The sequence below is a fragment of the Fructobacillus parabroussonetiae genome (assembly GCF_018437265.1).
Classification (GTDB): Bacteria; Bacillota; Bacilli; order Lactobacillales; family Lactobacillaceae; genus Fructobacillus; species Fructobacillus parabroussonetiae.
The window spans coordinates 19,934-31,601 of the sequence record NZ_JAAMFL010000009.1 but is presented as its reverse complement, the minus strand read 5'-3'; the positions used below and the strand labels follow the sequence as shown (position 1 = coordinate 31,601).

General features: G+C 45.4%; 9 protein-coding genes. All 9 read left to right on the top strand.

All coding sequences use genetic code 11. From position 1 onward, the window contains the following. Window positions 1-473 precede the first annotated feature (473 nt). The gene (locus tag G6R30_RS05475) at window positions 474-713 is read left to right on the top strand and encodes a hypothetical protein (RefSeq protein ID WP_213822319.1); all 240 of its coding nucleotides are present in this window, start codon (window positions 474-476) and stop codon (window positions 711-713) included. 149 nt (window positions 714-862) lie between these two features. Continuing rightward, entirely contained in the window at window positions 863-2,323 is a 1,461-nt protein-coding gene (locus G6R30_RS05470) for a hypothetical protein (protein ID WP_213822316.1), read from the top strand. 311 nt (window positions 2,324-2,634) lie between these two features. After that, window positions 2,635-4,836: a mucin-binding protein gene (locus tag G6R30_RS05465; protein WP_213822313.1), complete on the top strand. Its 2,202-nt coding sequence runs from the start codon at window positions 2,635-2,637 to the stop codon at window positions 4,834-4,836. 243 nt (window positions 4,837-5,079) lie between these two features. Continuing rightward, window positions 5,080-5,370: a KxYKxGKxW signal peptide domain-containing protein gene (locus G6R30_RS05460; protein WP_213822311.1), complete on the top strand. Its 291-nt coding sequence runs from the start codon at window positions 5,080-5,082 to the stop codon at window positions 5,368-5,370. 3 nt (window positions 5,371-5,373) lie between these two features. Beyond that, window positions 5,374-6,171 carry a hypothetical protein gene (locus G6R30_RS05455; RefSeq protein WP_213822308.1) on the top strand — a complete coding sequence of 266 codons (798 nt, stop codon included), beginning with the start codon at window positions 5,374-5,376 and terminating at the stop codon, window positions 6,169-6,171. A gap of 39 nt (window positions 6,172-6,210) precedes the next feature. Further along, on the top strand, window positions 6,211-7,212 hold the full coding sequence (locus tag G6R30_RS05450) for a mucin-binding protein (RefSeq protein ID WP_338018335.1): 1,002 nt from the start codon (window positions 6,211-6,213) through the stop codon (window positions 7,210-7,212). A gap of 535 nt (window positions 7,213-7,747) precedes the next feature. After that, a complete protein-coding gene (gene dnaG, locus G6R30_RS05445; RefSeq protein WP_213822303.1) occupies window positions 7,748-9,679 on the top strand; it encodes a DNA primase in 1,932 nt (643 codons plus the stop codon). Window positions 9,680-9,687: 8 nt separating this feature from the next. After that, window positions 9,688-10,980, top strand: coding sequence for an RNA polymerase sigma factor RpoD (rpoD, locus tag G6R30_RS05440; RefSeq protein WP_213822300.1), 1,293 nt, complete (start codon window positions 9,688-9,690; stop codon window positions 10,978-10,980). A 132-nt stretch (window positions 10,981-11,112) separates the two neighbouring features. Further along, window positions 11,113-11,667, top strand: a complete 555-nt coding sequence (locus tag G6R30_RS05435; protein ID WP_213822297.1) for a QueT transporter family protein — start codon at window positions 11,113-11,115, stop codon at window positions 11,665-11,667. The last annotated feature ends 1 nt before the right edge of the window (window position 11,668 follow it).

Below are 11,668 nucleotides of genomic sequence, written 5' to 3'. Positions count from 1 at the left end.
ATCGTATTACGATCGTACTCCGTGCTTTAAGTATTTCACGGAGTACTTTTTATAATTGGCTGCCACACTCTGGACAAAGCTGAACAAAAAAGAACAGTAATCGATTCTTTCACTAAAAAGGACCAGTCTTCAAACGAAGGCTGGTCCTTTTGATTCGAAACGTAAACGAAAAAGCCAGTACGGATCACTGGCACGCACTGACTCCCTGTAAGAAAACACCTGGTCCTCGAAAGAGGATTGGTGTTTTTGCTAACAAATGATGGAAGGGTGTTAGCAGACGGTAAGGCACCAATGACAAGTGCTTTCTTACAAAATCAGTCTAGCAAAATGTCGCAAGCTTAGTGATGAAGCGTTGGAATAAAAACCCCTTTCCAACTCGCCAGTAAATCGACTAAAATCCTGAAAAAGTCCACCCAGAACCTTGACCAAATGGCCCGATAGGACTACTCTTAAATCGAAGGGGGATTTACTCCATGACTCAATTTATCAAAGCACATCTGACTCGCAAGCGCGAGTACTTCATCGTTGGTTTCTTCGTTGCAATCGTCGTTGTCATGACCGTCGGTTTCGTCCTCGGCCAACAAAACGGCCACGTCAATTCCGACGTTGCCGTCAACCACTCAGTGGCCTCACACAAAACTTCTCACGAAGAAGCCACGAGCTCCATGGTCGCCAAAGCAAACGGCGATCAAAACAATAAGGGTGAGGGCTAAGCGCTTTCCATTATTCAATAAAGGGCGAACCAGCTTGGTTTGTCCTTTTTTACTTAGCTAAAAGGACACACTCCAGCAAAGTAAGCAAGTGTATACCGAGTTTGAAAGGGACTGCTTAATCATTAACAGTCTACGGGAGAGACGATGTCATGATGCACAATCAGGATAGAAACGATGTAAAAAATATAGTCCAGCAGAGACCCGTATCAGCTGTTAAGTGGTTAAAACGATCCTTTGCGGTCGCCTTTGCAACGGATATGGCTCTGTTAACAGGCTTTTCATTTGGTTTGGGTCAGAAAAATCTGGTATTGCAACAGCCGGTATCTGCCAAAACAATTAATCATTCGCAGGTGACAAGTCCGTTTTCGAATGCTACCAGCGAAACACTGAACCAAAATACCGGAGTCGAACCAACAAGCTTATCCAACGGCACCTATGACCTCAACCATACTGGTGGATTGAACCAGAAACTCTTCACGATGACGGTCAGGGCGCAAATCAACATCCGTGTTGACGGCCAGGTGGTTGATACACGGAGCGATTACGCTTCCTTCCAGCGCACCTTTAACGTGCAGAATGGCATCGGTACTTGGTCAACCTATCAAAAACAGCCGGATTATTATGGGGTGTCGACCGACTATGCCAGCAGAACCGATGATAACGCCAATTCGGCGGAGTTCCTGATTTTAAATCAGACCAACTATTGGAACGGCGGCATGTTCCCAGGGATTCCAAACTACAGTACCAAGGACTTCTTGGATAAACGCCTGACCAAGGACCGGGTTCGCTTTGTGTCAAACACGCAGTGGACGGGGGATGCCTTGATTTCTTCTTATGTGAACTATAACGTCTTCTCTCTGGTCGACCCATCAAATTCGCAAACGGATATCTACGGGACGAACGGCGCGCCGTTGGCAAACTTCCATTCGGCTGACGGGAAGACTTGGTATAGCGATGCGGATCATGATTTGACTCATCTGACCTTCAACGTTGACTTTGCTGGAAAAACGTCGACTACGTCGACTACCAAAGTGCATACCCGCAAAATTCACTACGAATTGGAAGATGGCCAACCCATCGCTTCCTTACCCGACCAACTCAGCCAGGTAAAAGTGATAGACCAAAAGACGACCAATCTCTGGTTAAACAAAATCATCGATCAACACAGCAGCATCGCAGCCGATTCACCAGACCAATCCTGGCCGGCGGTCATGCCCGACAAAACATTTGACAATGGTCGCTATGTCTTAGACCGAGTGATTGATGCCAATGGTCATGAACTTGCTCAAAATGCCATTCCAAGTAAAAATAGCTTTAGTGATCAAGTGGGGGATGCCAACTACACCATCATCTACCGAAAGGCAACAGAGCCAATTCAACCTATCCAACCAATTGGACCTAATCTGCCAAAGGGGACAATAAATACTCCAGCTAAAAAATTAGTCCAAAACGGCCAGAATAAAAACAAGCAAGATCTTCAGAAATTTGTCTTGCCAGAAACTGCTAGGACTGACGGAAATGATAAGCGCAATCTGATATTGATGGGTGCCATCTTATCCATGACCGCCTCTGTTTTCTTTCTTATTAAAACAATTCGTGATTATAAATAAACGAACGCTAATCAAATGTTAGCGTTCGTTTTTAATTCTCAACTTAAAAAAAATTAAATAAAAACCAAATAAAATGTTTCGTTTCGTTCTAAATTGCTCTATTATGTATAGAGAGTTAAGAATAGATTACAAGAAGATGACTAGAAAGTTGTTGAGTGATTTGTTTACCCAGGTGTGTTCAGTTGCACTTGAGGATACGTAATGATTCATCATCATTACTACTGATTCTCATTAGTAGACTTTCTAAGTTAATGAACAAATTAGCTGTTTCTGTTAATGATGACATCTGTTCAAATACGGGAGGATTTCTCATGGAAGATAATACAAAATTACACTATAAGATGTTTAAAGTTGGTAAATATTGGCCATTTGCTGCTTTACTCGGGTTTGCTGGAGGCGCTCTGTCGACACAAACTGATGTTCCAAGTAATGGGTATTTTCCATTGATGCAACGATCAAGTAAGGCTGCTGCTGATGATACTTCTGACTTAGCAGCTGCTAAAACTAAAGCGATTTCTGACCTTCAAGCTGACGTTGATAAGGCTAAAAATCCTGGTACTATTAACATTGATAGTAGCGTTCGTACAGTGGATATTCAAGATGGCAATATCGAAGATGGGTCTCCAACTACTGCCATAGTTAAAAATGATTATGGATATAAGAATAAGATTGATGAGGAATTTAATCAGGTTCAACAATTAATTAATTCTGCAACAAGTACGGCTAAAGTTAAATCGTTATTGTCAGATGGAGCAGATAACGTTTCGTTGTTGAGCAAAAAAATGCAAGCATTGAATGTTCTGGATGCAGATATGGCTTTTGTTTCTAATGGAACTGTTATTGCGCCTTCTTCCTCTGATACTAATATTAATTATTGGCCTGAATTGCCTAAGCTTATTAAATTTGAAACAAGTTTTGATGCAGGATCTGGTTATCAAAGTAAGATTCAAAACATTAAGAGCTCTATCGTCGATTATATAAATAACTATAGTGGTGCTAGCTCCGATTTTGACGTTTCATTTTCAAAACAGGCTGATGCCCTATATGCTGATAAGCGTAATGTCGAAATACGGAATGCCATGCGTTATGACGTTATGGACGGCCCCGATTTGATGAATGCTGGTCAAAATATGGTTCCAGTCGATTCTAAGCCAACAGCGGCTGATGCACAAAAAATTTTAGATAAACTGAACAGTATCTTTGCTAGCGGTGAATACATAAATGATTCGAAGGAAGTAGATGGTGCAAACATTCCATCATATAATCCTATGTACAACTCTGTCCCTGCGAAAATAATTGCTGATTTTATGATCAATCACAATGCTGATTTTTCCCTCAATACTTTTGGTACAGATAAAGATGCAATAAAACAAATTCGTGATAAGTGGTTGAACATAGTATGGTCGTCAACTGACACTAATGATTGGCAAATTACGGCTGATAGTAATACAAGTGATTTTAATCAAGAGATTGCGGCACTTCCCGTTCTTTCCACTCATCACGTAACCCCATCGAATAATCCAGATAATGTTCCTAATTTAACGGAAAATGTTACGCGAACTATTCATTATGTCGATAAGAATGGACAGGAAATAGCTGGTGTCTCGCCCAGAATTGAAACTGTCACCTATACTCGTGGTGCCACTGTTGTAGATAAGACGGGGGAAGTGAAATATGATAACTGGTCAACAACTGATTCTCAGAAATGGGTAGAGATTGATTCCCCAGATTTATCGGATAAAGGTTATGAAACTGCTGATCCTAAAACGGTTGCTGCTCAAGATGTTACCGCGAATACTCAGAGTGTTGATATTAATGTGACTTATCAGGATAAGAGCCATAAAGTAACTCCTGACAACCCAGGTAATACTGATATTAAAGAATTAAAGAAATCAGTTACTCGGACAATTAACTATGTTGATACGAAAGGTAATAAGGTTGCCGATTCTGTTATTGAAACGGTTAACTTTACACGTGATTTGACGATTGACGATGTGACGGGTGAAATAATTTCAGCAAGTGAATGGCAGCCGGTTGGGTCTTCAGTTTGGGACGCTAAGATATCACCTGACCTTTCATCTAAAGATTATGATTCTCCTAATGAAAAGTTAGTTTCATCTCAGGACGTAAATGGTGAAACGCAGAATCAAACGGTAACGGTTATTTATCCTAAGAAGGGTGAGACACCTGTTCCAACACCAAATCCAACGCCAACACCAAATAATGGTGGTAATGGCGGTGACAACACGCCAGCAAATAATGGTGGTAATGTGACACCAAATGCTGATAATGGTAATGACGGTTCTGGTTCGAATGGCACTTCGAAGACATTGCCAGCAACGAATGGCGCAAGTTCGGACACACAAAAGCCTGTTGAACATAATCAAAATAATGTTCTGCCAGCTACTGCTGAAGAAACAAAGAAGGGAAATTCATTGCTTCTCTTAACGGTCGGCCTTGCTGCAACGACTGGCTTGATGCTGTTAACGAAGTCCTTTGGTAAAAAAGATTAATTAAGTTGATTTTTCTCGATTGAAAAAGAGTGAAAGCGTTTTGCTTTCACTCTTTTTTGTTCTTATTAACGGGGCTAATTTGTATCCACTGATACATTGATGTTACAATTGAAATATATGATTTGAAAGGACTATTGCTTCCTTTCATGGCGTGATAAGAAAAAAAACTGTTCGGTACCCGGTTGATATGGGTGAGAAATGATGACTTTTACGGATGGTATTTGGTCTGAGTAGGGGGTAAACATGCAAAAAAATCACTATCACTATAAGATGTTTAAAGCTGGAAAAAACTGGGTCTTTGCTTCAATTGCAGCATTCACTTTGATTGGCCTTGGCCAATATACGGCACATGAAGTCGGTGGATTAACTGCAAAGACAGAGGTGTCGGCAGATGATACGTCTTTAGCAACAGCTAAGCAGTCCGCCGTGGCGGCTTTGCAAGAAACAGCTAATCAGGCAAAGAAATCGAGCACGGTTACTTGGTCAAGTGATGGGAATCGCGGCCTTCGCCTTGCCTATGGTGCCGTTGCCTGAGATGTGACGACAGCCGATGCGCAAATGCAAACTTCCGCAATCGCCACACCAAGTAGTGATGACCAGTCGGCTATCCAACAGATTGAGTCATCATACGAAACGCAAATTAATGATGCCACAACGGCGGATGCTGTGACGTCGCTTCAAAAGGAAGCAACTGAGAAAATCAACTTGGCGACGGCTAAGCTGCAGGCCAAGGCCATTTTGGCGCAGGATTTGCAGTATGTCTCATCTGGAACTGTCTATCTGTCTGCTGCCGAAAAGCAGGCAGCTGTTAAGCAATCGGCTATCCAATTTGAAACGTCGATTGCCTCACAGGCAAACTACCAAGCAACGATTCAGTCTGCCTACCAGGATGCGCTGAACTACATTGATCAATACACGGGGTCTGCTGATGCACTGACTGCTGAATTGACAAGCACCAACACGAGCACCGGCTTTGCGAATAAGATTCGGACGCTTTATTATCCACTCATTCAAGCAGAATATCGAAATGATAACCGCTACTATGCTTACACCAACATGTTTAACATTTACACGTTGATGGGGGATTCGTATCTGCCCAATGATCGCTTTAGCAATATTTTGAGCACTTTGGACCAAGTGAACGAGCAGGTGAATGTGGTACCTGTAAGTAAGGGTATTCAGGACACGGATTACTGGCCAACGATGGCTCGGTCCTTTGCCAAAAGTGCCATTCAGGGACTCGTGGCCCAGGCTGAATCAGTTTCCAGTCAGAATAAAGATCAAATTGAAAATATTGCCAATGAGTACTTGGCTAAGTTACCAAGCTCAGATTGATTATCATCCGCACAAGTATACGCCCAGGCCAAGTCAGATATTTTAAACACGATTTCAAATAAGACGGTCACGCGAACCATTAAGTATGTTGATGCGGATAATCCGGATCAAGAAGTCGCCAAGAGCGAGACACAAAGTGTGACCATCACGCAGAAGTTTAAGGTATACAACTATACCGTCACGCCGGATGGTTGGAATACCGGGACTTTTGATGCGGTAACATCGCCAGATTTGTCCGCTCAGGGATATCAACCAGCTGATTCTGCCACGGTTGCTTCAGCGACGGTATCGGGAGATTCAGAAAACCAGGTAGTAACGGTCAAATACGCTCATAATCATGCGATTCAAACGGTCGACAATCCAGGACAGGTACCGGTGGCTGATTTGCAAAAGACGGTTACTTGTACGGTGCACTACGTGGATGCACAAGGGAAGCAATTGGCAGCACCAACCGTTCAAACGGTGACCTTACAACGGCAAGCAACGGTTGATCAAGTGACGAATAAAGTGCTTTCATACAGTGATTGGTCCGTTGCTTCTGGTGATTGGCCTTCGGTTGACGTTGCGCAAACCCTGGAAAACGGTTCTTATAATAAACCAACGCTCAATGGCACATCACCTGTAACGGTTCCAAGTGAAAACGTGACGGCCAATAGTAAGAATCAGGATCTTTTGGTTGTCTACCAGCACGTGAATGCTGGCCAGCAAGACGGTGGCCAGGATACGCCAACAAATGGTGGTGGAAACAACATACCATCGAATAACGGTGGTGATAGTGGGAATAACACACCAGCGAAGAACAGTGGAAATAGTGGTGATAATACACCAACCGACAACGATACCCGGCAAGCTTCGACCGGCGGTGCTGATGCACCTGCTAATGCTTCTGCATCTGTTGCAAAAGCGACAAAGGATAACAAGACTTTGCCAGCAACTGCTAAGGAGGCTATGCATCACGAAGTTGGTCTAATGGCTTCGCTTGCACTTGCTTCGGCAGCTGCCTTCGGATTCTTCCTCAAGAATCGTCGCGAAGACAAGTAAGATTGAATGAAAGAGTCGCTCAAGAGAGCGGCTCTTTTTCTTATCAATAAAGGTATAAATTTTCGATAATCGTCTTACAAAGAAAAGTAGATAGTAATAAGAAGAGTCTTTCCAAATGGAAAGGCTCTTCTCGTTATACGCAAAAACGGGGCCGTCTGGGAAAGGGGACGGCCCCGTTGCTGGAAAGGAGGTGTGCTGAAGGTGTAAAGCCTTCAACGAAAACTTAAAGAAAGGAGATCTCAAGTGCGGGAGTAACGCACTTGAGTCGGAATCGATCTCGAGTTCGATTCCTGCCGTTAGTGTATCAAATCGGTTTACTCTTAGTGATGAATCATTGGAATAATTTGCAAGAGCTGTTGAGTTCGATCGTAATATTTTGTGAATGGGAAGCAATTGGTGAGCTTTTTAAAGAAGGACAGCGCCAACCAATTCTGCTGATTTCTTTGACAGTCATGGGCGATTTCCCGTATAATAGATGCTAGTTGATTGACAGAATTTATGGGCGGAGTACGCCCAAAATGAGAAGGGAGGGGCCATGGCAGAACGCATTCCACAAGCTGTTATTGATGAAGTTCGCAGCCAGACCAATTTGGTCGACCTGGTCTCTCAGTACACACAGCTTGTGAAACGAGGGCGGGAATGGAACGGTTCCTGTCCCTTTCATGAGGACCGCCGGCCATCATTCTTTGTGGATGATAAAAAGCAGGTCTTTCACTGCTTTTCATGTGGACGATCAGGGACGGCTTTTTCATTCTTAATGGAAAAAGAAGGCTATACCTACCCGCAGGCAATCTTAAAATTAGCCGAGGATGAGGGCATTACTGGCTTGGATCAATACCAGGGCCAGCCATCGGCGAAGCAGGAAAAGTTCCAAAAAATCTACGAACTCTACGATGCCGCTCAAAAGCTTTACACCCACATCTTATTGAATACGACGGCGGGTGAGCAGGCTTTGGCCTACTTAAAGGACGATCGCCAGCTGGACGAGGAGACGATTCGTCAGTACAGCCTCGGCTTTGTCCCAAGTAACAACGTCCTCTTATCTTATGCTCGTGAGCACAACATTGATGAAGCCGTCATGACGGCGGCTGAGCTCTTTATTGAACGAGACGGGGAGTTGACCCGTGACCGCTTTAATAACCGTGTGGTTTGGCCAATTAAAAACGATCGTGGTCAGGTTCTTGGTTTTTCCGGTCGTTCCTTGGATCCGGATAATCCGGCCAAGTATATGAATTCGCCGGAATCACCTTTCTTTAATAAGGGAAAGTTGCTCTACAACCTCGATCAGTCAAAGGGCAACATACGTTCTGGCCAAGCGGCCATGATTTTTGAAGGGTTCATGGACGTGATTTCGGCAGCAATGGCCGGTGTCGGTGGTGCTGTCGCCACGATGGGAACGGCTTTGACGGAAGAGCACGTCCGGACTTTGGCCAAGTTGAATGACAAGATCACCCTGGTCTACGATGGCGATGCCGCCGGTCAAAAGGCAGCCAAACGGTCCATCCCGCTGATTCGGTCAGTGGCCCCCGAAGTCGAAATTGGCGTCATTGCTCTAGCCGACAACCGGGACCCCGACGAAGTCCGACGGGAGCTCGGGCTGCCAGCCCTGAAGCAGGCCCTATCCCAAGCCACTCAAACACCGACTGAGTATTTGATCAACGCGGCCAAGCAGGGGAAAAACCTGCAAAATCAGGCCCAGTACTTAGATTTCTTGAAGGAAGTTTGGCCAATTTTAGCGGCGGCTTCGGCTGTGGAGCTGGATTACTTCTTAAAGAAAATTAGCGAAGACTACGGCTCCTCGCTGGACTCCCTGCAATCCGAATTTGAGGACTATCGGCAAAAGCACCCGCAGTCGCCGAGTCAGGCGAGCCCTTCAACCAATTCGAACGCAGGCCGAAGACCAAAGGGACAGGGGACAGCGCCTGCTTGGGATGATTCTTTCATTCCAGACATTGACCCCCTTTCTGGCGGGGACCTGGTCCAGCCGGCCGAGCGCGTGCCCAACTGGCAGGATGCACCAAAGCCCAAGGTTTCGCAGGTAGAAAAGGCGGAGCGGGGACTGTTGATGACGATGATTCAAGCACCGCAGTTGCGCGAATACGTGGAGCAACAGCCCAACTTTTCCTTTGTTCACCCGCAGTACCAGTTGCTACTCATGCTCTATGACGCCTTTAGCCAGGAGCATGGGAGTGAGAACTTTGACCTAGCTGCTTTTATGGACTATGTCCAAAAGCCTGAATTAAACCAAAAGCTCATGGCAATGGACCGTGAGTTTTCGGCGATTGACCCTCAAATGGATGCGGTAAAGGACTATATGAGAGTGGTTGTCTCATTAGCACCATACGAGGAAGAGCTAAAAAACTTGCAGGCAAAGATTGCCCAGGCGAAGAACCAGCACGATGATGCCGCGCTGATTACACTAATGACAGAACTCATCAATCTGAAAAAAGAGCACTTTCAGCAATAGGAGAAAACATGGCAAAGATTACAAGTTCTAGTAAGATTTCCGATATTAAGGCATATTTGGACGAGAACCACATCGCCTATCACAACCGCGCACGTAAGGCTGAACTTCTGGCATTAGCCGAGGGAAAGACGCCGGAAGAAGCCGCTGAAATTGCCAAGAACGAACCCGCAAAGAAGCCAGCTAAGAAGTCTGGCCCAATTAAATCAAAGAAGTATGACGCTGCCGTTCGCGAGCTGTTGAAGGAGTACAAGCCCGCTAAGGAAATCGTCTACGCCGAACTGTCAAAGCGGATTTCAGAACCCTTTCACTTGGATACTGAAAACATCGAGCGTTTGATGGAAAAGGTTGAAGATGCCGGTATCGCCATCGTTGACGAAAAGGGTGAACCCGCACCCGAAGTCTTGAAGGCCAAGCAAAACAAGCCTTCTGAAAAGGAACGAGAAGCCGCTGATGCCGCAACGGGCATTAAGATTAACGATCCCGTCCGCATGTACCTGAAGGAAATCGGTAAGGTACCTTTGTTAAAGGGTGACGAGGAAATCGAAATTTCCAAGCGAATCGAAGCCGGTGACGAAGAAGCCAAGCAGGAATTGGCGGAAGCCAACCTTCGTTTGGTTGTTTCCATCGCGAAGCGCTACGTTGGTCGTGGTATGCAGTTCTTGGATTTGATTCAAGAAGGAAACATGGGTCTGATGAAGGCCGTCGACAAGTTCGACTACACCAAAGGATTTAAGTTTTCAACTTATGCAACCTGGTGGATTCGTCAGGCGATTACACGTGCCATTGCCGACCAGGCCCGTACGATTCGAGTACCGGTTCACATGGTTGAAACCATCAACAAGCTGATCCGTATTCAACGTCAGTTGCTTCAAGACCTTGGTCGTGAACCAATGCCTGAAGAAATCGGGGCCGAAATGGATTTGACGGCCGACAAGATTCGCGAAATCTTGAAGATTGCCCAAGAACCCGTTTCCTTGGAAACACCAATTGGTGAAGAGGATGACTCGCACCTTGGAGACTTTATCGAAGATAACGAAGCGGTTTCACCAGCTGATTCCGCTGCCTATGAGATGCTTCGTGATCAGCTCGAATCCGTCTTGGACACGTTGACGGATCGTGAAGAAAACGTTTTGCGTTTGCGCTTTGGTTTGGAAGACGGCCGGACACGGACCTTGGAAGAGGTTGGTCGCGTCTTCGGTGTTACCCGTGAGCGAATTCGTCAAATCGAAGCCAAGGCGCTTCGTAAGTTGCGCCACCCAAGCCGTTCAAAGCACTTGAAGGACTTTATGGACGAAAACTAAGTTTTTCTTCCACTTTTAAATCCGACTGTTGTCGGATTTTATTATGACTAATACCCGGTGCGAGTCGGGTGGCAGTCGCATACAATCACGCGGTTCGTCGACCATCCCGCGAGAACAAAACTAGGAGTATTTATGAATAATTTGGATAAGCGTTCGCTTTCGCGAACACAAGGAATGACGCTGACGGCTGTGGTGGCCGCACTCTATGCCGCTGTTACGATGATGATTGCCCCAATCGGTTTTGGGCCAGTCCAACTTCGTTTGTCAGAGGGATTGAACCACTTGGCTGCTTGGAATAAGCGCTACATCTTGGCGCTGTCTCTGGGTGTTTTGATTGCCAATTTGGTTTCACCCATGGGCTGGATTGACTGGGTCTTTGGTACCTTGGACACGGTCATCATGACGTCCTTGACCTATTACCTGACGCGTAAAATTGCGTCACCTTTGTTGAAGATTTTGATTTCAACCGTTTCCGTTTTGACGGTTGGAATGGCGATTTTGGCAGCGGAGTTCACCTTCGCCTTTGCGATTAACGCCAGCGGATCTTTTGCACCCGACCACGCCGGTTCCATCATGGCTAACTGGTTGTCTTACTACCTGATGTTGGTGCCAGGCGAATTCGCCTCACTGGTTGTTGGTGGTGTGGTCATCTACGCCTTGTCAAAGTTTGTTGATTTGTCAAAGTAAT